The sequence below is a fragment of the Arenibaculum pallidiluteum genome (genome assembly GCF_017355985.1).
GTDB classification, from domain to species: domain Bacteria; phylum Pseudomonadota; class Alphaproteobacteria; order Azospirillales; family Azospirillaceae; genus Arenibaculum; species Arenibaculum pallidiluteum.
Genome location: NZ_JAFIQU010000001.1, coordinates 783,577 through 808,182, shown reverse-complemented (window position 1 = coordinate 808,182; position 24,606 = coordinate 783,577). Strand labels below are relative to the sequence as shown.

28 protein-coding genes are annotated in these 24,606 nt (G+C 69.5%); 23 read left to right on the top strand and 5 right to left on the bottom strand.

Annotated elements, in window-relative coordinates; all coding sequences use genetic code 11:
- Window positions 1-7 precede the first annotated feature (7 nt).
- From JUB13_RS03905 to JUB13_RS03850, 12 genes are all read left to right on the top strand, one after another.
- Window positions 8-1,015, top strand: coding sequence for a flagellar motor protein MotB (locus JUB13_RS03905; protein ID WP_207477343.1), 1,008 nt, complete (start codon window positions 8-10; stop codon window positions 1,013-1,015).
- A gap of 131 nt (window positions 1,016-1,146) precedes the next feature.
- Window positions 1,147-2,364, top strand: coding sequence for a flagellar hook protein FlgE (locus JUB13_RS03900; RefSeq protein WP_207477342.1), 1,218 nt, complete (start codon window positions 1,147-1,149; stop codon window positions 2,362-2,364).
- Between the two features lie 28 nt (window positions 2,365-2,392).
- Window positions 2,393-3,790 carry a flagellar hook-associated protein FlgK gene (gene flgK, locus JUB13_RS03895; protein WP_207477341.1) on the top strand — a complete coding sequence of 466 codons (1,398 nt, stop codon included), beginning with the start codon at window positions 2,393-2,395 and terminating at the stop codon, window positions 3,788-3,790.
- Window positions 3,791-3,792: 2 nt separating this feature from the next.
- Entirely contained in the window at window positions 3,793-4,896 is a 1,104-nt protein-coding gene (locus tag JUB13_RS03890; protein WP_207477340.1) for a flagellin, read from the top strand.
- A 13-nt stretch (window positions 4,897-4,909) separates the two neighbouring features.
- Window positions 4,910-6,043 carry a flagellar basal body P-ring protein FlgI gene (locus JUB13_RS03885; RefSeq protein WP_207477339.1) on the top strand — a complete coding sequence of 378 codons (1,134 nt, stop codon included), beginning with the start codon at window positions 4,910-4,912 and terminating at the stop codon, window positions 6,041-6,043.
- Between the two features lie 10 nt (window positions 6,044-6,053).
- Window positions 6,054-6,341, top strand: a complete 288-nt coding sequence (locus JUB13_RS03880) for a rod-binding protein (RefSeq protein WP_207477338.1) — start codon at window positions 6,054-6,056, stop codon at window positions 6,339-6,341.
- The gene (locus tag JUB13_RS03875) at window positions 6,338-6,856 is read left to right on the top strand and encodes a flagellar protein FlgN (RefSeq protein ID WP_207477337.1); all 519 of its coding nucleotides are present in this window, start codon (window positions 6,338-6,340) and stop codon (window positions 6,854-6,856) included. Before JUB13_RS03880 ends, JUB13_RS03875 begins: the two co-directional genes overlap by 4 nt.
- A 252-nt stretch (window positions 6,857-7,108) precedes the next feature.
- Window positions 7,109-8,359, top strand: coding sequence for a flagellin N-terminal helical domain-containing protein (locus JUB13_RS03870; protein ID WP_207477336.1), 1,251 nt, complete (start codon window positions 7,109-7,111; stop codon window positions 8,357-8,359).
- A 203-nt stretch (window positions 8,360-8,562) separates the two neighbouring features.
- Window positions 8,563-8,946, top strand: coding sequence for a flagellar biosynthesis regulator FlaF (flaF, locus tag JUB13_RS03865; RefSeq protein WP_207477335.1), 384 nt, complete (start codon window positions 8,563-8,565; stop codon window positions 8,944-8,946).
- A complete protein-coding gene (locus tag JUB13_RS03860) occupies window positions 8,936-9,379 on the top strand; it encodes a flagellar biosynthesis repressor FlbT (protein WP_207477334.1) in 444 nt (147 codons plus the stop codon). The genes flaF and JUB13_RS03860 overlap by 11 nt, the downstream gene beginning before the upstream one ends.
- Window positions 9,380-9,413: 34 nt before the next feature.
- Window positions 9,414-9,770, top strand: a complete 357-nt coding sequence (locus JUB13_RS03855) for a flagellar protein FlaG (RefSeq protein ID WP_207477333.1) — start codon at window positions 9,414-9,416, stop codon at window positions 9,768-9,770.
- Entirely contained in the window at window positions 9,767-10,552 is a 786-nt protein-coding gene (locus tag JUB13_RS03850) for a DUF1217 domain-containing protein (protein ID WP_207477332.1), read from the top strand. Before JUB13_RS03855 ends, JUB13_RS03850 begins: the two co-directional genes overlap by 4 nt.
- A 73-nt stretch (window positions 10,553-10,625) precedes the next feature.
- Here JUB13_RS03850 and JUB13_RS03845 read toward each other — a convergent pair whose 3' ends face one another.
- Together JUB13_RS03845 and fliI are read right to left on the bottom strand one after the other, a co-directional pair.
- On the bottom strand, window positions 10,626-11,189 hold the full coding sequence (locus JUB13_RS03845; RefSeq protein ID WP_207477331.1) for a hypothetical protein: 564 nt from the start codon (window positions 11,187-11,189) through the stop codon (window positions 10,626-10,628).
- Window positions 11,186-12,526: a flagellar protein export ATPase FliI gene (gene fliI, locus JUB13_RS03840; protein WP_207477330.1), complete on the bottom strand. Its 1,341-nt coding sequence runs from the start codon at window positions 12,524-12,526 to the stop codon at window positions 11,186-11,188. Before fliI ends, JUB13_RS03845 begins: the two co-directional genes overlap by 4 nt.
- 110 nt (window positions 12,527-12,636) lie before the next feature.
- Between fliI and JUB13_RS03835 the strand changes: the two genes are divergently transcribed.
- The 8 genes from JUB13_RS03835 (at window position 12,637) to flhB (ending at window position 18,981) form a co-directional block, all read left to right on the top strand.
- Window positions 12,637-13,035, top strand: a complete 399-nt coding sequence (locus JUB13_RS03835; RefSeq protein WP_207477329.1) for a flagellar biosynthesis protein FlgG — start codon at window positions 12,637-12,639, stop codon at window positions 13,033-13,035.
- Between the two features lie 18 nt (window positions 13,036-13,053).
- Window positions 13,054-13,473 carry a flagellar basal body rod protein FlgC gene (flgC, locus tag JUB13_RS03830; protein WP_207477328.1) on the top strand — a complete coding sequence of 140 codons (420 nt, stop codon included), beginning with the start codon at window positions 13,054-13,056 and terminating at the stop codon, window positions 13,471-13,473.
- A gap of 8 nt (window positions 13,474-13,481) precedes the next feature.
- The gene (locus tag JUB13_RS03825; RefSeq protein WP_207477327.1) at window positions 13,482-13,817 is read left to right on the top strand and encodes a flagellar hook-basal body complex protein FliE; all 336 of its coding nucleotides are present in this window, start codon (window positions 13,482-13,484) and stop codon (window positions 13,815-13,817) included.
- Between the two features lie 36 nt (window positions 13,818-13,853).
- The gene (fliQ, locus tag JUB13_RS03820) at window positions 13,854-14,120 is read left to right on the top strand and encodes a flagellar biosynthesis protein FliQ (protein WP_207477326.1); all 267 of its coding nucleotides are present in this window, start codon (window positions 13,854-13,856) and stop codon (window positions 14,118-14,120) included.
- A gap of 8 nt (window positions 14,121-14,128) precedes the next feature.
- Entirely contained in the window at window positions 14,129-14,950 is an 822-nt protein-coding gene (locus JUB13_RS03815) for a lytic transglycosylase domain-containing protein (RefSeq protein WP_236024678.1), read from the top strand.
- An 85-nt stretch (window positions 14,951-15,035) separates the two neighbouring features.
- Window positions 15,036-17,129 carry a flagellar biosynthesis protein FlhA gene (flhA, locus tag JUB13_RS03810; RefSeq protein WP_207477325.1) on the top strand — a complete coding sequence of 698 codons (2,094 nt, stop codon included), beginning with the start codon at window positions 15,036-15,038 and terminating at the stop codon, window positions 17,127-17,129.
- A 9-nt stretch (window positions 17,130-17,138) separates the two neighbouring features.
- Window positions 17,139-17,897, top strand: a complete 759-nt coding sequence (locus JUB13_RS03805) for a flagellar biosynthetic protein FliR (RefSeq protein WP_207477324.1) — start codon at window positions 17,139-17,141, stop codon at window positions 17,895-17,897.
- Window positions 17,898-17,904: 7 nt separating this feature from the next.
- The gene (gene flhB / locus JUB13_RS03800) at window positions 17,905-18,981 is read left to right on the top strand and encodes a flagellar biosynthesis protein FlhB (RefSeq protein ID WP_207477323.1); all 1,077 of its coding nucleotides are present in this window, start codon (window positions 17,905-17,907) and stop codon (window positions 18,979-18,981) included.
- Between the two features lie 24 nt (window positions 18,982-19,005).
- On the opposite strand, the gene JUB13_RS03795 is transcribed toward flhB, so the two are convergent.
- A complete protein-coding gene (locus JUB13_RS03795) occupies window positions 19,006-19,266 on the bottom strand; it encodes a hypothetical protein (RefSeq protein ID WP_207477322.1) in 261 nt (86 codons plus the stop codon).
- Window positions 19,267-19,364: 98 nt separating this feature from the next.
- Window positions 19,365-21,134, bottom strand: coding sequence for a sensor histidine kinase (locus tag JUB13_RS03790; protein WP_328702859.1), 1,770 nt, complete (start codon window positions 21,132-21,134; stop codon window positions 19,365-19,367).
- 220 nt (window positions 21,135-21,354) lie between these two features.
- Here JUB13_RS03790 and JUB13_RS03785 point away from each other — a divergent pair, with 220 nt between their 5' ends.
- Window positions 21,355-21,900 carry a hypothetical protein gene (locus JUB13_RS03785; protein ID WP_207477321.1) on the top strand — a complete coding sequence of 182 codons (546 nt, stop codon included), beginning with the start codon at window positions 21,355-21,357 and terminating at the stop codon, window positions 21,898-21,900.
- A gap of 48 nt (window positions 21,901-21,948) precedes the next feature.
- Here the strand turns inward: JUB13_RS03785 and JUB13_RS03780 are convergent, their stop codons facing one another.
- A complete protein-coding gene (locus tag JUB13_RS03780; RefSeq protein WP_207477320.1) occupies window positions 21,949-22,599 on the bottom strand; it encodes a TetR/AcrR family transcriptional regulator in 651 nt (216 codons plus the stop codon).
- A 77-nt stretch (window positions 22,600-22,676) separates the two neighbouring features.
- Here JUB13_RS03780 and JUB13_RS03775 point away from each other — a divergent pair, with 77 nt between their 5' ends.
- Window positions 22,677-23,639 carry an alpha/beta fold hydrolase gene (locus tag JUB13_RS03775; protein ID WP_207477319.1) on the top strand — a complete coding sequence of 321 codons (963 nt, stop codon included), beginning with the start codon at window positions 22,677-22,679 and terminating at the stop codon, window positions 23,637-23,639.
- A gap of 7 nt (window positions 23,640-23,646) precedes the next feature.
- Window positions 23,647-24,606 (top strand): alpha/beta fold hydrolase, encoded by a 960-nt coding sequence (locus JUB13_RS03770; RefSeq protein ID WP_207477318.1) that lies wholly within the window; start codon window positions 23,647-23,649, stop codon window positions 24,604-24,606.

Genomic DNA, 24,606 nt, shown 5'->3' with positions numbered 1-24,606 from the left:
ACCGGCCATGGCTGCGCCGAACAAGGACACGCCGATCATCCTGCGACGCAGGGGGGGCGAGCACGAGGAGCACGAGGAGCACGGCGGCACCTGGAAGATCGCCTACGCCGACTTCGTCACGGCGATGATGACCTTCTTCCTGCTGATGTGGCTTCTCAGCGTGACGACGCCGGAGCAGCGGAACGGGCTCGCTGAGTACTTCAATCCTGTGGCCGTCTCGCAGGAGCATTCGGGCGCCGACGGCATCCTGGCCGGGCGCTCGGTCGACGACAGCGGCTCTCTGACCTCGCCCCATGCCGAGGGCACGCGTTCCATTCCCGTCGCCGCGCCACCAGTGGTGGCATCCGTCGGCAAGGACGACCGCAACCCCGCCGGCGTGAAGGATCCCATGGCGGCGCCTCCCCCGAGCCCGGGACGCAAGGCCGAGCTCCGCGACCTTCTGAACGGCGGTGCGGTCGTAACAGCCGGTGTGGACGACATCCAGGCCTACATGAACGAGCGCGAGGCCGCGGCGCAGGAGCAGCGCAGCTTCGAGCGGCTCGAGCGCGAGATCGCGCGCGCCCTTTCCGCCCCGGACCTGCGCGGCGTCGCCGATAGCCTCGTGGTCCAGCAGGTCCCGGAAGGGATGCGCATCCAGATCACCGACCGGCCGCAGTTCTCGATGTTCGCGGTCGGTTCGGCGCAGATGAACGAGAAGGGGCGGCGCCTGATGCAGGCGCTCTCGACGATCCTGGCCAGCGTGCCCAACGGCATCGCGATCTCCGGGCACACCGACGGGCTCGCCTATGGCGGCGCAGCGAAGTACGGCAACTGGGAGCTATCGAGTGACCGGGCCAATGCGGCGCGCCGCGAACTCCTGGCGGCGGGCTTGCCGCCGTCGCGGATCAAGCGCGTCGAAGGGCGTGCGGACCTCGATCATCTCGAGTCAGGGAACCCGCTCGATCCCCGAAACCGCCGGATCGGACTGACCCTGCTGCGCCAGGTTCCTGCCGAGAGCCCGCATCGCGCCCAGTGAAATAGGCGCAAATCGATCTTTTAAGTCGCTTTAAGCGGGGGGCAATAAGGTTGCCTCGTCCCAAGTGCCGCCGCGGAGAAACCCGGACCTGCGACAATGACGGTCGCGAATAAGTTTGGAAGGGTAACGAGATGAGCTTGTTCACCGCCATGAGGTCCGGTGTTTCCGGTATGGCCGCGCAGGGATCGCGCCTGGCTGCGATCTCCGACAACATCAGCAATTCCGCCACGGTCGGCTACAAGCGCGCCGATGTCGATTTTTCGACCTTGATGACCGCGCAGGCCTCGGACACGACCTACGCAGCCGGCGGCGTCGCCTCCAAGGTAAAGTACGACATCGGCACCGGCGGCGCGATCGTCGGCACCGGCGTCAGCACCGACATGGCGATCTCCGGCAACGGCTTCTTCATGGTCGCCTCGCAGGCCGATGCCGCCGGCGGCCTTCAGAGCTTCGCCCTGACCCGCGCCGGACGGTTCGAGCCCGACGACGCCGGCTATCTCCGCAACACGGCGGGGCAGTACCTGCAGGGCTGGCCGCTGACATCCGGGGCGCTGCCCGCGGGTGTTCGTCGAGACGACACCGGCAGCCTCGTCTCCATCAACGTGGCGGGGCTGACCTATCAGGGCTCGGCCAGCAAGACCGTCGACTATAGCGCCAACCTTCCCGCCCAGGCGGCGGTAGGCGACACCTTCTCGACCACCTCGTCCTTCTACGACGGCCTCGGCAACGCCCAGGAGCTGACGCTGACCTGGACCAACACGGGGCCGAATACCTGGAGCGTCGGCATCGCGGCGCCGGGCTACACCGTCTCGACGCCTACCGTCGCCGGCATCACCTTCAACGCGACCGGCCCTTCCGCTGGACTGCCGACGGCCGCGATCCCGCCGATCACCCTGACCAGGGGCGCGGATACCGTCACGCTCGGCATGGATACCGTGACCCAGTTCAATGGTGACTACGTCCCCGTGGTGAACAAGGACGGTGCCAAGGCCGGACAGGTCAGCGGCGTCAAGGTCGACGAGGGTGGCAAGGTCTGGGTCACCTTCGACAACGGGGCCAGCCAGGCGCTGTTCCAGGTGCCGGTCGCCACGGTCACGAACCCGAACGGGCTGACGCCCATGGACGGGAACACCTATGCGCTGAGCAACGACAGCGGGTCGCTGTTCCTGGCCGACGCAGGATCCGGCAAGGCGGGCGAGATCCAGGGCGGCGCCGTCGAGCAGGCCAACGTGGACATTGCCGAGGAGCTGGTCTCCCTGATCGAGACGCAGCGCGCCTATTCGTCCAACGCCAAGATCGTCCAGACCGCGGACGAGATGATGGAAGAGGTCACGCGCCTGAAGCGCTGATCCCGGGCCAGTCCATGGAGTTCCCGCAATGAGCATCCAGATGGCCCTCAACGCTGCGCTGTCGGGGCTGAAGAGCACCCAGCAGCTGGCGGGCCTGACCTCCCACAACATCGCGAACGCCACGACCGAGGGCTTCGTCCGCAAGACGCTGCTGGTCAGCTCGTCCTCGATCGGCGGCATTGCCCAGGGCGTGAAGATCGGCGGCGTCTCGCGCGGCGTCGACGAGCTGCTGGTGCGCGATACGCGCTTCCAGCAGGGCCTCTACTCCGGCAACGGGGCTCGCGCCTCTGCGCTTTCGGAGCTGACCGACGTGCTGGGCCAGCCCCAGGAGGAGCGCTCCATCGCATCGGCGGTGGCGGCCCTGCGCGTCTCGTTCCAGAGCCTCTACGGCATGCCCGACAACGCCGGCGCGCAGGCGGGCGTCGTCGAGGACGCAGGGACCCTGGCCTCCCGCCTGCGCGAGACCGCCGCCGCGGTAACGGAGGTCGGCAGCGACGCGCAGGAGCGCCTTGCCGAGGCCGTCGCCAACGTGAACCAGAGCCTGCACGAGGTCAGCCGGCTGAACCGCTCCATCGCGACGGGGCTCGCCAGCGGCTGGGACGTCTCCGACCTGCAGGACCAGCGCGATATCCAGCTCGACCGCATCGCGGAGGAGATCGGCATCCGCACCTACACCGCCGAGGGCGGCGAGGTGGTGGTGATGACCCGCAACGGACAGATGCTGCTCGAGCGTGAGCTGGCCCCTGGCGAGACGCCGCTGCGAATCACTGGCGGCGCGCTGATGGCGGGTACCCATTCGCTGTCGGCGGATCCCGACCGCGAGATCCAGAGCGGTCGCATCAAGGGGCTGATCGACGTCGCCGACAGGGACGTGCCCGCCGCCCTGGCGCAGCTCGACGCGCTCGCAGAGGGGCTGATCCGCGGCTTCTCGTCGGCCGAGACGGACCCGACCCAGCCGGGTCTCTTCACGGATGCCGGCGGTCCGATCGGCGCGGTTCCGGGCCTTGCCGCCAGGATCGTCGTGAACGCCGCCCTGTCCGGCAACGCCTGGCGTGTGCAGAGCGGCGTTCAGGCGACGGCGCCTCTGGCGCCCGGCGACCAGACGCAGATCGCGAAATTCCTCAAGGTCTTCACCGATGTCGGGACCTTCGCGACACCGCCGCTGCCCACCAGCGCGACACTGGAGACCTTCGCGACTGCCTTCGTCTCGAACCAGCACACCGAAAGGGCCGCGGCCGAGAACGAGATGAAGATGCGCAAGGTCTCGGCCGACACGCTGCAGACCGCGCGGGTGAACCGCGACGGCGTGAACGTGGATACCGAGATGCAGAAGCTGCTGCTGATCGAACAGAGCTACGGCGCCAGCGCCCAGGTGATCCAGACCGCGGGGCGTATGATCGACACGCTGCTGCAGCTCGGGAGGTAGGCATGCTGTTCAACACCATTTCGACGCTGGGGCTTTCCAAGCGCACCCAGTCCGCCCTCACGCAGCTGCAGATCGACGTGACCCGCACCTCCGAGGAGCTGGGTTCGGGCAAGCATTTCGACGTGGCAGGCCGGCTCGGGGCGCGCACGAACCAAGCCATCAGCCTGCGCCACCTCCACGACCAGACGACCGAGCTGCTGACCGGGGCCTCGTATCTCGACGGGCAGATGGGCCTGATGAACGAGGCGATGACCGGGATGAACAAGGCGGCGAGCGACCTGCTCGCGGTCGCGTCCACCGGGCTGAGCCAGCCCTCGCAGACCATGCAGCAGATCCGCACGCAGGCCCGCGGCGCGCTCGAGCTGATGGTCGGCCTGCTGAACGCCAGTTCAGGCAGCGGATTCCTGTTCTCGGGGGTCGAGGTCGGGACGACGCCGGTCCGCCAGATCGACGGATCCGACGGTATCCTGCCACGCTCGCCGCTGCAGATCGTGCAGGATGCGATCGCTGCCGCGGCCGGCGGCCCGCTGCCGGTGACGGCGGCGGATTCGGTGGCGGTGGTCGCGACGCTCGACGCGCTGTTCGACGTCCGGGACCCGGCGCTGCCCGCGCCGGCGCCCCTGACCGACACCTTCGAGGGCGGGATCTATCGCGGCGCCACGGCCATGCAGCCGGGTGGCGCGGCCAATCCGCGCGTCTCGGCACGACCGGAGGATGGACGCGAGGTGCCCTATGGCATCCAAGCCAACGATCCCGCGATGCGTGACCTGCTCCAGGGCATGTTCATGCTGGCCTCGGTCGACGTGAACGCCATGGAGCTCGATGCCTACAAGCCCTACGTGGCGGCGGCGGTCGAGAAGCTGTCCGCCGGCCTGAAGGGCCTGACCGACGTTCAGGCGAAGCTGGGCGTCCAGCATGCCGAGATCGACGGGATCGTGCTGCGCCACAATGCGCGTCTCAAGATCCTGAACGAGCGGATCACGTCGCTGGAGGACGCGGACCCCATCGAGACGCAGACCAGGCTGGCCCAGCTCCAGGCGCAGCTCGAGGCCGCCATGAACGCGACGTCCATCGTCTCGCGCCTGCGCCTGACCGACTATCTCTGAGGCCGGACCGTCGATGCCCGTCCTATCCCCGACGCGCCTGCTCGCGGCGCTCGCCCTTGCGGCCGGGCTGGCCTTCGCTGGCCCGCCGCCGGCCGCGGCCCAGTCGCGGATCAAGGACCTCGTCTCGATCGACGGGGTTCGCCGCAACCAGCTCGTGGGCTACGGGCTCGTGGTCGGGCTCAACGGGTCCGGCGACCGCCTGATCAACACCCCGTTCACGCAGCAGAGCCTTCAGGGCATGCTGGAGCGGCTTGGCATCAACATCCGCGACGAGCAGCTCCGCACCCGCAACGTGGCCGCCGTGATGGTGACGGCGACGCTGCCGCCCTTCGCGCGCCGCGGCACGACCATCGACGTGAACGTCTCCACCATGGGCGACGCCACCAGCCTCCTGGGCGGCACGCTTCTGGTGACGCCGCTGATGGGTGCCGACGGCGAGGCCTATGCGGTGGCGCAGGGGCCGCTCACCGCGACGGGCTTCTCGGTCCAGGGGCAGTCGGGCTCCTCGGTCACCAAGGGCGTCCCGACGGCGGGCCGGATCGCCAACGGCGCCATCGTCGAGCGCGAGGTCCAGTTCTCGATGGAGGGCATGCAGACGGTCCGCATGGCCCTGCGCAACCCCGACTTCACCACGGCGATCCGCATCGCCGACGTCGTCAACCGCAGGCTCGGCGGCGTGCCGGCACGGGTCGTCGACCTGACGACCGTCGACGTGACAGTCCCCGCCGCCTACCGGAACCAGGTCGCGCGGATGATCGGCGAGGTCGAGCAGCTGACCGTGGCGCCCGACACGCTGGCGCGCGTGGTGGTGGACGAGAGGACGGGCACCATCGTGATCGGCGAGAACGTGCGCATCAGCCGCGTTGCGATCACCCAGGGCAACCTGACGGTGCGCGTGACCGAGACGCCCCAGGTCTCGCAGCCGCAGCCCTTCGCGTCCCGCGGCGACACGGTCGTGGTGCCGCGCACGGACATCGAGGTGAACGAGGGTGAGGCGCGGCCCTTCGTCGAGTTCGGCGGCAATGTCAGCCTGCAGCAGCTCGTGACCGGGTTGAACGCCCTGGGCGTCGCGCCGCGCGACGTCGTCGCGATCCTGCAGGCGATCAAGGCCGCTGGCGCGCTGCACGCGGATCTGGAAGTTCTCTGAGGAGGATCGGATGGAAATCCTGCCGGCAACGGCGGCGCAGGCGCCGCAGCGGCCCGACCCCGCAGCGAAGGCGGCGCGGGAATTCGAGGCCATGGCGCTCGCGCAGATGTTCGAGGCGATGTTCGAGGGCGTGCGGACCGACGGGGCCTTCGGCGGCGGACATGCCGAGGGGACCTGGCGCAGCTTCATGATGCAGGAGTACGGGCGCGCCGTGGCCGACCAGGGCGGCCTCGGCATCGCGCGCATGGTCGAGGCGGACATCGCCCGGCTCTATGCCCAGGCGGGGGACCAGTCGTGACCGTGCAGCTCAAGGACGTCATCCAGGAATTCGCCCCGCCGCCCGAGCCGCCGCGCCCGGCCGAGGCCGCCGTCGCCGCCGAGAGCGGGATCGACGGCGCCAGCGCCCTGGCCTTCGTCGCCTTCTCCGACGGAATGCTGGACCTGATCGCGCTGCTGGAAGACGAGACAAGCGCCATCGAGGCGGGGCGGCTCGACGGCCTCGGCGAGTTCACGCGCCGGAAGTCCGCCTTCGGCGAGCGCATGGCGGTGGTGCTTGCCGATAGGGCGGAAGAGGGGCCGCCGCGGCTCGACGCCCATATGCGCGAGCGCGCGGCCGAGCTGATCGCGCGGCTCGACCGTGCCGTCCAGGCCAACACGGGCGCGCTGACCGCCCTGCGCGAGGCGGTCCTCGCCGTCAATCGCAGCCTGCTCGCCGCAGCCGAGAAGGCCGCCAGCGACGGCGTCTACGGCAGCTCCGGCCACAGCCTCCGCCCCGTGGAGCTCGGCATGGCGGGCATCGACGCGCAACTCTGATACGTCCGCGGCCCGGCCGCGCCTGTTCTTTCCCTGGGAAGCCGGCGAATCGCCGGCTTCTTTGCTTTTCGGCGTGACCGGCCGAATTCACCTCCGAACAATTCGATCTTTTACTCCGGTTTAAACGGGGACTGGCAAAGTGAGCTCGTTGCCGTCGCGCCCGGAGACCCCAGGCGGTCAAACGGGAAGGCCCGCGACGAATGCAGCCCCGGCGTCAGAAAGGCGTCCGACCATCTCTCGAAAGGAGATACCATGGCCTCGATCATGACCAACGGCTCGGCGATGACCGCGCTGCAGACCCTGCGCGCCGTCACCAGCAACCTCGAAGCTGCCCAGGACCGGATCTCCACCGGTTTCAAGGTCGCCGTCGCCAAGGACAACGCCTCGTACTGGTCGATCTCCACCACCATGAAGTCGGACGTCGCCGGCTTCAAGGCGGTGTCGGACGCGCTCGGCCTCGGCACCTCGACCCTGATCTCCGCCTCCAACGGCGCCGACCAGGTCAAGGACATGCTGGTCGAGATGAAGGCTCGTATCGTTGCCGGTCAGTCCAAGGGCACCGATCCGAAGTTCATCCAGGACGAAGTCAACCAGTTCATCTCGCAGATCGAAAGCATTGTCTCCAGCGCTTCGTTCAACGGGGACAACCTGCTGAAGATCAACTATGCCGGCGACGGCAGCGCCAAGGACCAGCAGGTCGACATCCTGGCGACCCTGAGCCGCGGCGAAGCCGGCGTCACGCCCAGCTACATTACCTTCAGCCGGCAGGACATGCGGACGGACTCCATCGTCGGCCGCGCGACCATCGAGCAGGAAGTCGTCTCGACCGAAGCCGACAAGGCCTCGGTCGACATCAAGCTCGGTGCCGCCGGTGCGACCTTCATCAACGGCCAGAACCTCGGTCTGGGCGCCATGACGATGAAGTTCACGAAGGAGGACGGCAGCGTCGTCAACTTCTCGGTCGATCTGTCCGGCCAAGCCTACGACACCGACCTCGCTACGACGCAGGGCAACCTGGAGACCGCGATCAACACGGCGCTCGATGCCCAGCTTGGCGCGAACGTCGCCTCGGTCGCGTTCACCGGCGACAAGCTGACCTTCACCGTGGAAGACGCGAACACGGACACCAGCTTCACGGCGAAGATCGAGGATCTCTGGGTCGGCAGCAAGGAAGGCGATGCCTTCGGTGGCCTCGCTGACATCAAGCAGATCGACATCGCGAACAACGCCGAGCGTTCGCTGAAGGCCATCGACGACCTGCTGACCAAGGTCATCGACAAGGCCGCCGTCCTGGGCTCGATCGAGAACCGCGTCGAGATCCAGACGAACTTCGTCTCCAAGCTCGTCGATGCCATGAACAAGGGCATCGGCCTGCTGGTCGACGCGGACATGAACGAGGAATCGAGCCGCCTGCAGGCCCTTCAGGTCCAGCAGCAGCTCGCCACGCAGGCCCTCTCCATCGCGAACCAGGGCCCGCAGAACATCCTGTCGCTGTTCCGCTAAGCCAGGTCCGGCCGCCGGCTTCCGAGATCCGGAATCCCGGCGGCCGCCCATGGAACCGGCACGCCACCCTTCCAGAACGGAAGGGTGGCGTGTCTGTTTTCTTTAAACTTATGTACGGGTATTTGATCTTCGCGGTTTTTCATGCCGTTTTAATTGGCGGACGGTAGATTTTCTTTCATCCTCGCCACTGAGGGGTAAGAAGAATGAGCATTGCCGCCTATCAGCAGACCATCGCCGAGACCGAGGACCCGCGGGCGATGGAGTACCGGGTCTTCCTGAAGGTCACGCTCGAGCTGGAGAAGCATCTCGGCTCGGGCTCCGTCACCGAGGCGCTGAAGACGGCGCTGGCCCGGAACATGGAGCTCTGGAGCGCGCTGCGCGCGGACCTGATGGACGAGGACAACCTGCTGCCGGAATCCCTGCGCGCCGGGCTGATCTCGCTGGCCTTCTCCGTCGATCGGCACACGCCGCGGATCATCGCGGGAAAGAGCGACGTCCGGCTCCTGATCGACATCAACCGCGCGATCATGCAGGGGCTCAGGGGCATCGCGCATGCGGAGCCCGCGGAGGCATTCAATGGCGCTTAAGCTCCGTCTCAGGCCGCACGAGAGGGTGGTGATCAACGGCTGCGTCGTTCAGAACGCCGGCCGGCGCTACACGCTCACCATCGGGAATTTCGCCCAGATCATCCGGGGCTGCGACCTGCTGCAGGAGGACGAGGCCGATACGCCGATCCGCCGGGCCTATTTCGTGATCCAGAGCATGCTGCTCGACCCGAAGTCGGTCGAGCAGTACGGCGAGGTCATAGCCGGGATGATGGCCAAGCTGTACGTGGCGCTGCCCAAGGCGGCGCACCAGGAGCAGATCCTGCGGGCGATGGATCACGTGGGCGAGCGCGACTACTACAAGGCGCTGGCTTGCCTGCGTCCCGTGATGGCCTACGAGGAGACCGTCCTGCCGGGCGTCCGCCCGCTTCGCCCGCGCGTGGACGGCAGCGTCGGGGTGGCGGAGGGAAGCTGATCGGCCACTCGGCCGGCGCACCAGGGAGCAGACCATGGCGAAATCCATCGAGCCCGTCAGCGGGGTCACAACCGAGCGGTCCAATCCAGGGGTCGATGCGGTCCTCAAGGCCCGGGAGCGCCAGGCCGAGCTCGACCGTGTGAAGTCCGAGGAGGTCGCTGCCTCCGGCCCGGCCGAGGAGGGCGCCGCCGATACGTCGGGAAGCCGGCGGGACCCCCAGGTGCGTCCCTACCGCGTCAGCCTGGATCCCGACACAAAGCGTCTCACCACCGAGGTGCTGGACCGGGAGACCGGCGAGGTGATCCTGCGGATCCCGCCGCGCTATGTCGATCCCGAGGACGCGCTCGATCGCGACGCTGGCGAAGCCGACCGCAAGGACCTCGAGGCATGAGCACGTTCCAGGACCTCAGGACCGTTCGCGCCCGCATCGGCAGCTTCACGACGATGATCGAGCGTGACGCGCAGACCCGGCGCGAGATCGCCTATTTCAAGGCGAACATCGGCAAGGTCACCACGGCCGACGCGCTTCTGAAGGACACGAAGCTCTATCATTTCATGATGGAGGCCTTCGGCCTGGAGAGCCAGATCTTCGCCAAGGCGCTGATGCGCAAGGTGCTCAGCGAGGGCGTCACGGACGAGGACGCCATGGCCAACAAGATGACCGACCCGAAATTCAAGGAGATCGCGACGATCTGCGGCTTCAAGGAGGCTGGCGGCACGTCGCTGAAATCCCCCGTGGTCGTCCAGGCCATCGTGGACCGGCTGGTCCGCACGCGCCTGGAGGTCAAGCAGGGCGAGCAGAACGAGGCGGTGCGCCTCGCGCTCTACTTCGAGCGCAAGGCGCCGTCGGTCAGCAACTGGTACCAGGTGCTCGGCGACAAGGCGATGGCCGAGGTGGCGCTGACGGCGCTGGGCATCCCGCGCGAGATGCTGGCCAGCGACATCGACAAGATCAAGGCCAAGCTCGAGGCGAAGTTCGACATCAAGGACTTCAAGGATCCCGCGAAGCTCGAGACGTTCATCGGCCGGTTCGCGGCCATGAGCGATCTCGGCAAGGGGCTTTCCGGCACCTCGGCGCCGGCCGTTCCGCAGATCACGCTGTCGCGGCGCGCGTCCGTCGTCGCGATCGATCCCTCGATCACGCTCGCGCTGCTGAAAGTGCCGCGCTTCTGATCCGGCGGGGGCCGGGCGGAGGCGGGGCGGGGGAGCGCCCGCCGCCGCCCGTGCCTCGGTGATCCATACCGGATCAGCTGCGCGCCGTGGCTCGCCCTGCCTGCATCTCGTAGAGTGCGGCCAGGGTCCGCGGATCCGTGCCGCCCGTCGGGCCCGCAGCCGCGGGGAGCACCGTTGCGGAGCTTTCCGTCGGGCCCTGCGACAAGGCCTCCCTGGCCACGGCCGTGGAGACGGGCAGGGCAGTCTTCGCCGGTCCGCCCGCCATCCATGGCAGGCCCTGTGGCGCCGAAGCCGTTTCCGGCGCGGCCGCGCCGGCGCCGCCCGCGAGGCCGGCCAGATGCCCGCCCAGGCTGTCGCCGGTCGCGGCCTGCAGCGCGAGGGACGCTGCGCCGCCCAGCAGGCCGAGCGGTCCGCCGAAGAGGAACCCGCCCGCAAGCCGGCTCGCCGCCGAGATGCCGTCGCCCGTCGCCGCCTCGTAGACCAGTGAGACGCCGGGGATGTGGTGCAGCGGGTTGAGGGCGTCGATGATGTCCTCGAAGGCTGGCGCGGCCTCCGCCGGCGTCTCGGCCTTGGCGGGCGCGCGGGCGGGGGCGGTCGCCGCCAGCCCGCGGGCGGCCAGGCCAGTGTCTGCGGTCATGGGGTCTCCATGTGGCTGAGCGCCAGGATCTCCTCGAGCCCGGCGAATGTCCCTTCGGACGGGGTGCGGTCGTCCTTCCACTGTGTGAGGAAGGTCTCCAGCAGCGGGTGCAGGGCCACCGCCTCGTCGACCTCGGCGTCGGCGCCGCGCTTGTAGGCGCCGATGCGCACGAGCTCGCGCATGGCTTCGTAGGTCGCGGCGAGGGCCTTGGCCTTGCGCATCACTTGGTTCTGGTGGGGCGTGTGGCAGGCCGGAAGCGTGCGCGAGACGCTGCGCAGCAGGTTCACGGCGGGGTAGCGGCCGAGCTCGCCGATCCGGCGGTCCAGCACGATGTGCCCGTCGAGGATGCCGCGCACCGCGTCAGCCACGGGCTCGTCGTGGTCGTCCCCGTCGACGAGCACGGTGAAGATCCCGGTGATGTCGCCCTGCGCCTCGGTGCCGGGGCCGGCACGCTCCAGCAGGCCCGGAAGCTCGGCGAAGACGGTCGGCGGGTAGCCCTTGGAGGTCGGCGGCTCGCCGGCGGCCAGGCCGATCTCGCGCTGGGCCATGGCGAAGCGCGTCACGCTGTCCATCATGCAGAGCACGTGGGCGCCCCGGTCGCGGAACGCCTCGGCCGCGGCCAGCGTGAGAAGGGCCGCCTGGCGGCGCATCAGCGGCGGCTCGTCCGAGGTGGCGACGACGACGACCGACCGGGCCAGCCCCTCGGGCCCGAGATCGTCCTGGATGAATTCCTGGACCTCGCGGCCGCGCTCGCCGATCAGGCCGATCACGTTCACGTCGGCATCGGCATGCCGGGCGAGCATAGAGAGAAGGGTCGACTTCCCGACGCCCGAGCCCGCGAAGATGCCGAGGCGCTGCCCGCGGCAGATCGGCACGAAGCAGTCGAGGACGCGCACCCCAGTGTCCAGCTTGGCGCCCACGCGGCGCCGCGTATAGGCCGCGGGAGGCTGGCGGCGGAGCGGCGCCGCGGTGTCGCCGCTCGGCAGGGGGCCCTTGCCGTCGACCGGTCGCCCCAGCGCATCGACCACGCGGCCGAGCCATCCGGGACCCGGCCGGGGCGCCGAGAACTCGCCCGCGGTGTAGCCGAAGCAGCCCTCCGCGACGCCGTCGAGGGACTCGAAGGCCATCAGCAGCGTGCGGCCGTTCCGGAAGCCCACGGCCTCGCAGAGGACGCTCCGCCCGTCGCGCGCCTCGACCCGGCAGCGGTCGCCGACGCCCAGCAGCCGCTGCAGGCCGTCGAGCTCCAGCGTCATGCCGACGGCGTTGCGGACCTCGCCGCGCCAGACCGCCGAAGGAAGCCGCTCGATCCCGTCCGCAAGGGCTGGCAATGCGCGCATCTGTGAAGGGCCCGTCCCGATGTTGCTCGGGTAACCCTAGTCGAGCCGGTTTAAATCCGGCTTTAAACCGGCTGCCTCATGGTCTGACCGTCAAACGGAGGTCGACTGCGATGGACATCGGCGGCATCTCGCTGTTGAAGGTTGCGGGTCAACGGCTCGAATACTTAGCGCAGCGCCATCAGGTCATCGCCGAGAACGTCGTGAACGCGAACACGCCGGGCTATCTGGCGAAGGACCTGAAGCCCTTCGACGGCATCATGAACTCCCTCCGGCCGGTCACGACCGCGCAGACCGACGCCCGGCACTTCACGGTGTCGGCCGCGGGGAGTACGGCCCAGGAAGCGCGCCGCGCGGAATCCTGGGAGGTCGCGCCCGACGGGAACAGCGTGTCGCTGGAGCAGGAGATGATGAAGGCCAGCGAGACGCGCGAGGCTTACACGCTGGTCTCCAGCCTCTACCAGAAGAGCATGGGGATGCTGCGCGTCGCCTGGAGCGCGCGCGGCGCCTAAACCGAGGGAAGCATCCGGATGATCGTCGATCCGCTGACCGCCACCATGCGCATCGCCGCCTCGGGCCTAGAGGCCCAGGGAACGCGCCTGCGCGTCGTGGCCGAGAACATCGCCAACGCCGACAGCACCGCGACGGTGCCCGGCGGCGACCCGTATCGCCGCAAGACCATCGCCTTCTCGACCGCCATGGACCGCACGATCGGGGCCGAGACAGTGCGGATCAAGCAGATCGGGGTCGACCGCAGCGACTTCCAGCTCGTGCACGATCCCGCGCATCCCGCGGCGGACGAGAACGGCTACGTCAAGCGTCCCAACGTCACGACCCTGATCGAGATGATGGACATGCGCGAGGCCAGCCGGTCCTACGAATCCAGCATGGTCATGATCGAGCAGGCCCGCTCGATGATGACGCGCACCGTCGACATGCTCAAAGGCTGAGGACACCGATGCTCGACATCTCGATCGGCCGCGTGGCCGCCGCCTATGCCGCCAACCGCTCGGCGAATGTCGGCGAGGCGCTGGCCCTCCGGCCCGTGGCGCCGCCCGCGCCGGCCGCCGCAGCCGAGACCGATTTCGGCGCCTTCATCGACGAGCAGATCTCCCGCACGGTCCAGACCGTCCAGAAGGCCGAGAAGGCATCGCTGGCCGCCGTCGCCGGCAAGGCGAGCACGCAGGAGGTCGTCCAGGCCGTCATGGCCGCCGAGGTGACGCTCCAGACCGTCGTCGCGATCCGAGACCGCATGGTGCAGGCCTATCAGGACCTCACCCGGATGCCGATCTGACATGGCCCGGGCAAGCGCCGTGCCGGCGGGGCCATCATGAACGAGGCCGACGTCCTGGAGGTCCTGCGCTCGGGCATCTGGACGGCGCTGCTGATCGCCACGCCCGCCCTGCTGGTGGCGCTGGTGGTCGGCGTGACGGTCTCGCTGGTGCAGGCGCTGACGCAGATCCAGGAGATGACGCTGACCTTCATTCCGAAGATCGTCGTCATCCTGGTCACGACGGTGCTGTCCCTGCCTTTCATGTACGGTGCGCTGGCCTCCTATTCCGAGCGTCTCGCCGACATGATCGTCGCCGTGGACTGACGGGACCCATGGCGCCGCCGCCGATCCGCGGGATCGCGTCCGCGCTGGCGGCCTTGGCCTTTATGGCCGGCGCTGGCGCCGCCGGGGCCGAGATGCCTTCGGCCGCGATCGGCGCCTGGTCGCCGCGCTTCTTCTCGGCCCCCCGGCCGCAGCAGCCCGTGCAGGATGCCCTTCCGGACGAGGCGGCCTGCGTCGCCGCCATCCTCGACGCCGAGCGCGAAGCCGGCATTGCCGACCGCCGTCTCCTGGCCATGGGCTTCACGGAGGCAGGGCGCGCCCTGCCGGACGGACTCTTCACGGTCTGGCCCTGGACGGTGACGGCGGAAGGCAAGGGGCGGTTCTTTCCCGACCGGCCCAGCGCCGTGGCTCATGTGCAGAACCTGCTCGCCAGCGGCGTCCGCTCGGTCGATGTCGGCTGCCTTCAGGTGAACCTGCGCTGGCATCCCGACGCCTTTCCCGACATAGAGACGGCCTTCGATCCCGCCGCCAACGCGCGCTACGCCGCGCGCTACCTGACGGCGCTGCGCGGCGGGGCGGCGGGCGATCTCGGCGCCGCCATCGGCCGGTATCACAGCGCGCAGTCCGAGCGCCAGGACGCCTATCGCGCACGCGTCCAGGGCAACATGCGCTGGGTCTCGGCCGCCGAGGACTACGTCCAGGCCCTGGCCGCGCTGCCGGCGCGCCACAATCCCGGGCAGGGGCGCGGGCCCGCGCCGGCCGAACCCTGGGCCCTGGGGCGCGGCCATCCCGACCGCGGCCGGCTGGTCTTCCTGGCCGGCATCTATGCCAACGGGCCCGCGCGGCCGCTGCTGCCCGGCCATGGCGGCTGAGCCGCCTTAAATCCCGGTTTTACCCGGCCTCCCTAGGATCGAGGTCGAGGGCCGGCGCCCATTCCCAACTCGGCTGCAGCACGCAATGAGTCTTACCGGCAATCTCCGCGCCAGGGCGGCCACGCTCGGCGATATCGGCCTTGCGAACCGCGACGTCCTGTTCGCCAGCGCGATCATGGCCGTCCTCACAGTGCTGTTCCTGCCCATCCCGACCTGGCTGCTCGACCTCGGCCTCGCGGTCTCGCTGGCGCTGAGCGTCCTGATCCTGATGGTCGCGCTGTGGATCGAGCGCCCGCTGCACTTCTCTTCCTTCCCGGTGATCCTGCTGGTCGTCACGGTGCTGCGCCTCGCGCTGAACATCGCGTCGACCCGGATGATCCTGAGCGAGGGGCACACGGGCACTTCGGCGGCCGGGCACGTGATCGAGGGCTTCAGCCGCTTCCTGATGAACGGCAACTTCGTCATCGGGATCATCGTCTTCTGCATCCTGGTGGTGATCAATTTCGTGGTCATCACCAAGGGCGCGACCCGCATCGCCGAGGTCGGCGCCCGCTTCACGCTCGACGCGATCCCCGGCAAGCAGATGGCGATCGACGCCGACCTGTCGGCCGGCATGATCGACGACGTGGAGGCGCGCCGCCGGCGCAAGGAGCTCGAGGACGAGAGCTCCTTCTTCGGCGCCATGGACGGCGCATCGAAGTTCGTGCGCGGCGACGCCGTGGCGGGCCTGGTCATCACCGTCATCAACGTCGTCGGCGGGATGATCATCGGGATCGCCCAGGAGGGCATGCCCTTCGCCCAGGCGGCCTCGACCTACACGATCCTGACGGTCGGCGACGGGCTCGCCAGCCAGATCCCAGCGCTGATCGTCTCGCTTGCCGCCGGCCTCCTGGTCACCAAGGGCAGCAACCGCGGCTCGACCGACCAGGCGGTGATCGGGCAGCTCGGCGGCTATCCCAAGGCGCTGCTGGTCTCGGCCGGCATCATGTCCATGATGTCGCTGACGCCCGGGATCCCCGCCGCGCCCTTTCTGCTGCTGGGCGGCGGCTTCGGCGTCGCGGGATGGTACATCCCCCGGCTGCGGGCGCAGCGCGCCGCGGTCGAGCAGCAGGCGACGGAGGCCAAGGCGCCGAAGGTCGCCGCCGAGGAGCCCATCGAGGAGCTGCTGAAGGTCGACGACGTCCGGGTGGATCTCGGCAGCCAGCTCGTGCCGCTGATCGTGGACCGGAACGGCGCGCTGACCAGCAAGGTGAAGACGCTTCGCAAGCGCTTCGCCAAGGAGTTCGGCTTCATCCTGCCAGCGGTGCGGATCAAGGATTCCAGCTATCTCCCGCCCAAGGGCTATGTGATCAGCATCATGGGCGTCGAGGCCGCCCGCGGCGAGGTGCGGCCCAAGAGCCTGATGGCCATCGACCCGACCGGCGGCCAGGCCGAGGAGATCGCGGGGGAGCTGACGCGCGAGCCGACCTTCGGCCTGCAGGCCCGCTGGATCGATCCCTCCCGCCACGAGGAGGCGGTCGCCAAGGGCTACACCGTGGTCGACTGCGAGAGCGTCATCACCACCCACCTGACGGAAGTGATCAAGGATCACCTTCCGACGCTGCTGACCTACGGCGCCGTCCAGAAGCTGACCGAGGGGCTCGGGCGCGAGTACCAGAAGCTGCTCTCCGATCTGGTTCCGAGCCAGGTCACGCTGGTGGTGATCCAGCGCGTGCTCCAGACGCTGCTGGCCGAGCGCGTCTCCATCCGGAACTTCCCGGCGATCCTGGAGGCCGTCGCCGAGGCGGTGATCTGGACCCGCAACGTGACGCTGGTCGCCGAGCATGTCCGCGGCCGGCTTGGCCAGCAGCTCTGTCAGGCCCTGGCGGGACCCGACGGCTTCGTGCCGGCAATCACCCTGGGCCCCCAATGGGAGCAGGCGCTGCTCGAGCACATCCAGATCGAGGGCGAGGACCGCCGCTTCACGATGCCGCCGAGCAGGGTGCAGGAATTCCTGAACGCCCTGCGGCAGAAGATCCAGCGTCATGCAAGCCCCCAGCAGTGGCCGGCCCTGCTTGTCTCGGCCGAGGTCCGGCCCTTCGTGCGCTCGCTGCTGGAACGGGTGAGCCCGATGACCCCGGTCATCAGCCATGCCGAGCTGCACCGCAAGGTGGCGGTCAAGACGATCGACCAGGTCTAGGGGGCGCACTTGGACTCCCTGGAGGCCCTGCTCAGCATCGAGGTCTACCGCAGCTTCCTGGTCTTCGCGCGCGTCGGGGCGGCGCTGATGCTGATGCCGGGCTTCGGGGAGGTCGCCGTGCCGGCCCGTCTGCGCCTTGCCATGGGCCTCGTGGTCTCGCTCGCGCTGACGCCCGCCGTGCCCGCCCTGCCGGTCTCCGTGCCCGCCGAGGGAAGCGCCCTGGTGGCCGAGATCGGGGGCGAGCTGGTGGCCGGCCTCTTCCTCGGCGCCGCGGCGCGGCTGTTCCTGGCGGCGCTCCAGGTCGCGGGGATGCTGATGGGGCAGGCGATCGGCCTTGCCAATCCCTTCACCCCCATGGGAACCGGCTTCGAGGGCGGCACGGTCGTCTCGGGCGCCCTCATGATCGCGGGCATCGCCTTCGTCTTCGCAGCCGACATCCACTACCTCATGATCGAAGCGATCCTGCGCTCCTACGCGCGGATGCCGGTCGGGGCCGCCGTCGAGACCCAGGCGCTGGCCCACCGCTTCGCCGAGCTCACGGCGTCGTCGTTCCGGCTCGGCGTCGGCTTCGCCGCCCCGTTCATGGCCTTCGGCGTGATCTTCAACCTGGCCCTGGGGCTCGCGAACCGCATGCTGCCGAACCTCGCGGTCTTCTTCGTCGCGACCCCGGCGATGGTCCTGATCGGCCTGACGATGTTGAGCGCGACCGCCATCGCCACCATAGCCGGCTTCGGGGAGGCGCTCTCGGGCCTCCTCGCCGCTCCCTGAGGGCGCCATGTCCGGCGAGCGCGACGACGACCAGAAGACGGAGGAGCCGACCGAGAAGCGGCTCCGCGAGGCCGTCGAGAAGGGCAATGTCCCGCGCGCCCGCGAGATGGGCTCGCTCGCCATGATGGCCGCCGCTTGGCTCGCCGTCGCCATGGCGGCGCCGGGCTCCGTCGCCGCGCTCGGCAAGGCTCTGCTGCCGCTGATCGAGAACGCCGACGACATCCGGCTCGACGGCGGCGCGCAGGACGTGCTGGGCGGCCTGCTGGGGCTGATCGGCCGCGTGGGTATCGCCCTCCTGCCGGTGCTCGGCCTGCTGGTGGCGGGGGCGCTGGTCTCGGCCTTCTCCCAGGGGCCGGTGCTCGTGGCGTCGGAACGCATCCAGCCGAAGCTCTCGAACATCTCGCCGATGGCGGGATGGCGGCGGATCTTCGGGCGCATGGCGCTGCTGGAATTCATGAAGAACCTGGTGAAGCTCGGCGTCGTGGCGGCGGCCGGGTGGACCGTTGTGCGTCCGCTTCTCGACCGCACGGAGGCGTATGTGGGAGTCGACATCTCCGGTCTTCCGGACCTGCTGCGCGATCTCACCCTGCGCCTGCTCCTCGCCGTGCTCCTGGCGACGGTCCTGATCGCGGGCGTCGATCTCGTGTGGCGTCGCCTGGAATGGCGCAAGAGCCTGCGCATGACGCAGCAGGAGGTCCGGGACGAGTTCAAGCAGATGGAGGGCGATCCGCACATCAAGGCGCGGGTCCGCGAGGTCCGGCGCGAGCGGGCGCGGCGGCGGATGATGGCTGCCGTGCCCAAGGCGACGGTGGTGGTCATGAACCCCACCCATTTCGCGGTGGCGCTGGAATACGAGCGCGGGCGCACGCCCGCGCCGCTGTGCACGGCAAAGGGTGCGGACCTGATCGCGCTGCGCATCCGCGCCATCGCCGAGGAGCACGGGGTCCCCGTGGTCGAGAACCCGCCCCTGGCGCGTGCCCTCTACAAGGTCGTGGAGGTCGACCAGCCAATTCCCGCGGAGCATTACCGCGCGGTGGCCGAGCTGATCACCTATGTGATGCGCCTTGGCGGCCGGCGTGCCTGAGCCCTGGGCGGCGGCGCCTGCGCCCTATCGCGGCAGGGCCAGCGCGACCGACGGGGCCGGCGCGGCGGAGATGCCGTGGCGCTCGATGGGGCCCGGAACCGTCAGCGCGTAGGCGCCGATATAGCTTGCCGGGCGGAGGCCATCGGGCTCCAGGTAGCATTCGGGGTCGGCAAGCGTGTCGTAGCACCAGACCTGGACGACCGGCGGCGGGGCCGGCTCGCCCGTGCCGCATCCCGCGAGCCCCGCCGCCAAGCCAAGCGCCGCAAGCATCCGCACGCCGTTCATCGCCGCCTCCGCTCCTTCGCCCAGGACCGCAACGCGTGGCGGGGCGGAAGGCTGCATCGCGAAGGCGCGGTGCTCCGCCCGGGGAGGATGCGACCGGCCTATGCCGGGACCGGATTGTGCGCGGTGTATTCGCCTGCCGGATGTGCCTGACCCGGCGCCGCAAGCCTGACGGTGGCGATGCAGCCCTTGCTGGTGGCGAACTCGACCGTGCCACCGACCTGCCGGGCGAGAATCCGCACGAGCGTGGATCCGATTCCGCCGGACGGCGAGGCGCCGTCGCAGCCGATGCCGTCGTCGGCGATCCGCAGAACCATGCCCTGGCCCTCGTTCCGCAGCGACACGGTCACTCTGCCCGGCCGCTGGCCGGGGAAGGCGTGCTTGAGGGCATTCGTGACGAGCTCGTTGACCAGGAGTCCCAGCGGCATCGCCAAGTCGAGACGGCAGGGCGACGGGTCGGCCTCGACCGTCATGGTCACGCCGGGGCGACCGTTCACCGCGACGATCGCGTCGCACAGCGCACGCAGATAATCGGCAAGATCGACGCGCCCCAGACCGCCCGATGCGAAAAGCCGTTCGTGCAGCCGTCCCATCGCTTCGATGCGGCTCGAGAGCGCCTCGATCCGCCGCCTCCCGCGATCGCCCTCGGGCAGGTGGCGGACTTCGGTCCTCGCGAGGCTCAGCATGATCTGGAGGTTGTTCTTGACGCGGTGGTTGATCTCGTGGACGAGCGCGGTCTTCTCCTCCAGCAGGATCTCCTTCTCGCGGAGCGAGGTCTTCAGCTCCTGGTCCGCCAGTTGATAACCCGCGGCATAGCGGCCGATCGCGTTCGACAGCGTCGCGATTTCCCGGTAGTTCCGGCCGGCCGGGAGGTCGGGCAGGGTCCCGAGCGGAGCACATGCCACCGACCGTGCCATGGCCTGGAGCGGTCGCGCCACCCAGCCGGCGAGCAGGTAGCCGAGGCCGATGGCCAGTAGGCTGACCGCGGCGCCCCATGCGAGCACGCGGTTCCTAAGGGCGGACACGGGCTGCATCGCCAGTTCGGCGGGCTCTCGGACGACGACGCGCCAGCCGAGCCCGGGATAATCGCGATAGCCGCGGGTCGACGCCATGCTGGTCAGGTACTCGGGCCCGTCCGGCCACACCAGGGTGGCGGCGCCGGTGGACCCTGCAGCCGCTGGGTCCGCGGCCTTCCGTCCCATCAGCGGCCGCGGACCCAGGATGATGGTGCCGTCCGTGGACAGGATCATCGCCTCGATCTCGCGTGCCGGATCCATTTCGCCCAGGACCGACCGCTCGATCTCGGCTGCCCAGGCCCAGCTGAGATGGGCCGAGATGACGCCGATGACCTCGCCGGTCTCGCTCGTCACGGGCGCCGCGAGGTCCACGAAACGCGGCGGCTCCGGGTCGCCGGGAAACAGGATCTTCGCCAGCACGATCGCCTCGTGCACGTCGCCGACATAGGGGCGCTCCAGACCGTTCCGCCACCATCCCCGGGCGCTGACATTCGCGCCCTCGAGCACGCGCCCGGTGGAGGCCTGGAGGATACCGTCCGGCGTGATGAAGCCGATCCAAGGGTAGTGCGGGTAGGTGTCCTGGAGCCGCTGCACCACGGCGCGGCGCGCGTCCGCCGACGCGGTGGGAGACCGGATCGTGTCGAGCGAGGCAGCGATCTGCATGTCGCGCCACCGCTCGAACATGCCGCGGTCGAGCTTGTCCGCGACCTGCTGCGCAAGCGCATCGAGCTTTGCGGTGATCTGGCCGTGGAGCCTGCCGGTCGCCTCGGCCTGGATCAGCATCGCCGTGCCGACGGTGAAGAGCAGCCCGATCCCGCCGAGACAGGCCGCCAACAGAGCTTTCAGGTTGACCACCACTCCTCCGACGGGACCCGAGAGCACGGCCCGGCACATGATTGGTACCATAGTATGAAATCGAAAGGGGAGGTCGTCACCGGCTGTCCCGCGCGTGGGCTCCGACGATGGCGGCGGACGGTCACGGCCTGCCGGCTGCGGCGTTTTAAGCGCTTCTCAATAGCTTTCGTGCGAGGAAGCGGGGTATGCGTGTCAAAACCCCGGCAATCCAGGGCGCCCGATGGCAGCTACGGACGATCTTTTCGATGCGTACCGCTCCGACCGGGAGCGGCGCCGCGCTACGCTGGAAGGCGAGGGCTATGCCCAGGCGCTTGCCGCGAACGTGCGGCGCGCCTTCTCGCTGATGGAGAAGCTGGCGGCCGAGGTCGGGGATGCGCTGGCGACGGCGGGATACACGATCAAGCTCGCCCACGGCGTGATGGACCGCAGCGCCTACATGCGCGTCGACCGCACTTCGGAGGGCTTCCTCGACTACCTCCGGAGCTGGAGCGCCGTCCGCACGGGGCAGCCTCCGCAGGGCCTCCATTGGGAAGGCCAGATCACTGTCAGGGACTATCGCGGCTCAACCGCCGAGATCGGACTCGGCGTCACCATCGAGCGGCCGACCGGCGAGGAGGATGCCGATGCCGCCTTCGTCGAGTTCTGGACCACGGGCGACGGCATGCAGATCCCGAGCGGCGCCAAGGCGTTCCAGCGCGCCATCGTCAACTCCGTGATCCGCCTGGAGGATTCGGGAGCCCTGCGCTCCCGCCAGCCCAGGGCCTGAACCGGCTCCGTCCCGGCGCCTAGGTCCGGCCGGTCTTCGCGGGCGCAATCAGTTGGCGTCGCTCGTGGTGCGGCTCCCCGCCGGCCAAGCCCGGAGCGCCGCGGCGGCCGCCGCGCGGAGTTCGGCGGCGGTGGCGCCGTCCAGGGCCTGGACCGAGATGCCCTGCAGGACGGCCGCGAAGAAGCGCGCGAGCGACGGCGCGTCCGTCGTTTCCGGCAGCAGCCCCTCCTCGACGTCCCGTGCGATGCGGCGCTGCAGCGCCTCGCGGAGCGATGCCCGCAGCCTCCTGAGCTCGGCCACCAGATCGGCATTCTCGGGGGAGCTCATCAGCATGCCGCTGGAGATCATGCATCCCAGCGGCCGGCCTGGCGTCGTGACCGCCGCGATGCCGCGCTCCAGCATCAGGCGGGCGGCATCCTGGCTCGACGGCGCCGCGGCGATCTCGTCCGGGCTCATCCCGTTGGATCCATAGTGACGCAGCACCTCGCGGTAGAGATCCGCCTTGCTGCCGAAGGCGTGATAGAGGCTCGGCGCCGCGATCCCGATCGCCTTCGTCAGATCGGCGACGCTGACGCCCTCGTAGCCGTGCCGCCAGAACAGGTCGAGCGCGATATCGAGCGCCTCGTTCCTGTCGAAGGTCGCCTGCCGGCCACGGCGGCGCGGGGACGCATCATGGGGTTTGGTGGAGGAGGAATCCATGCGCGTCAGGATAGCCCCTTGACGTTCCGCCGCAAGCAGGCTTTCTTTAGTAGTCACTAAATAAATGGAGCAGCCCAATGGAAACCCGTGATGGCATCGACCGGCGGAGCCTGATGCTAGGCATGGCGGGGGCGGCAGCCCTCACGACCTTGGCGCCTCCGGTCCTCGCACGCGCGGGCATCGCCCAGCCGCCCCTCGCCCAGCCGGCAGCCCCGCGCGAGCCGTTCATCGCCCGGTCGGCAGACGGCACGATGCTCTCGGGCGAGGCGCAGGGCGATCCCGGCGCGCCCGAGATCCTGTTCATTCACGGTCTGCGCCAGAGCCGGCTGAGCTGGGACAAGCAGTTCGCGGATCCCGCGTTGGCGGGCTTCCGCCTGGTCCGCTTCGATCTCCGCGGCCACGGGGATTCGGACAAGCCGCGCGCGCCCGAGGCCTATGCCGATGCCGGGCTCTGGGGAGAGGACATCGCCGCGGTCATTGCCGCCGCGAAGCTCCGCCGTCCCGTGCTCGTGGGCTGGTCGCTCGGCGGGTTCGTCGCCGGCGGATATCTCCGCTCCCATGGCGGCTCACGGGTCGCGGGGATCAACCTGGTCGCCGCCGTCACCAGGCTGTCGCCGGATCTTCTCACGCCGCTTGCGGGCACCTATGCCCAGACCACCATCTCGCACGATCTCGGCGAACGCACCGCCGAGACCGCCAGCTTCCTTGGCGCCTGCTTCCACCGGCAGCCGCCGGCCGCCGAGATGCAGCGCATGCTTGTCGTCAACGGCATGGCGGAACGAGCCGTCGGCGAAGGTCTCGTCAGGACGAGCACGCCCGACCTCGAGCCCGACTTCCAGGCCTATGCGGGTCCCATCCTGCTGACGCACGGGATCCACGACCGGCTGGTCCGCCTGGCGATGTCGGAGAGGATCAGGGCGCTCAAGCCGGACAGCCGTCTCTCGGTCTACGGCGAAAGCGGCCACAGCCCCTTCTTCGAGGAGCCGGCCCGCTTCGGCCGGGAGCTTGCCGCCTTCGTGACCGCCGCGGCCGCGGGTTGAGGGCGCCATGACGAAACGGGACCCCGGCGTCACGGCGGAAGGCGGCACGGCGCCACTGTTCTTTCCGGGCTTCCGCAGGCTGGACGTCGATGCCGGCGGGGTCCGTTTCGCCGGCGTGACCGGCGGCGTCGGCCCTCCGCTCCTGCTTCTCCACGGCTATCCGCAGACGCATATCGCCTGGCGCAAGGTGGCGCTGGACCTCGCGCGCAGCAACACGCTGGTCATTCCCGACCTGCCGGGCTACGGCGCCAGCAGGCCCCATGCGATGGCACCGCGCTGGACGAAGCGGCGGGCCGGGGCGGCGCTGGTGGCGCTGATGCGGGCACTCGGGCATCAGCACTTCGCACTCGCCGGGCACGACCGCGGCGCGCGCGTGGGCTACCGTCTGGTGCTCGACCATCCCGGCACCGTCGTCCGCTTCGCCTCCCTGGCCGTCATTCCGACGCTCGACGCGATGCTGGCGGTCGACTTCCGCTATGCCCGCAGGAGCTATCACTGGTTCCTGCTGGCGCAGGAGCATGACCTGCCCGAACGCCTGCTCGCCGCGGCGCCGGACGCCTTCATCGATCGCGCCTTCGCGTCCATGGGCGGGGGCAGCGAGGAGGTGATCGAGCCCGCGGCGAGGGAGGCCTACCGCGCCGCCTTCCGGGACCCGTCCGTGCGGCACGCGATATGCGAGGACTATCGCGCCGCGCTGGACGAGGATCTCGCCCACGACGAGGCGGACCGCGCCGCGGGACGCAAGCTGGACTGCCCGGTCCTCGTGCTCTGGCCGGGTTCCAGGGAGAGCGGCGGCCGCGGCCCGGTCGAGACCTGGAAGGCCTGGGCCGACGAGGTCGCGTGTGCCGTGACAACCGGCGGTCATCTCCAGCCCGAGGACCGCCCGGCCGAGGTGGCTGCGGCGCTGGTCCCGTTCTTCGCGGGCGGGGCGGCCGAACGCATGTCCGGCGACGCGGATATCTGGTAG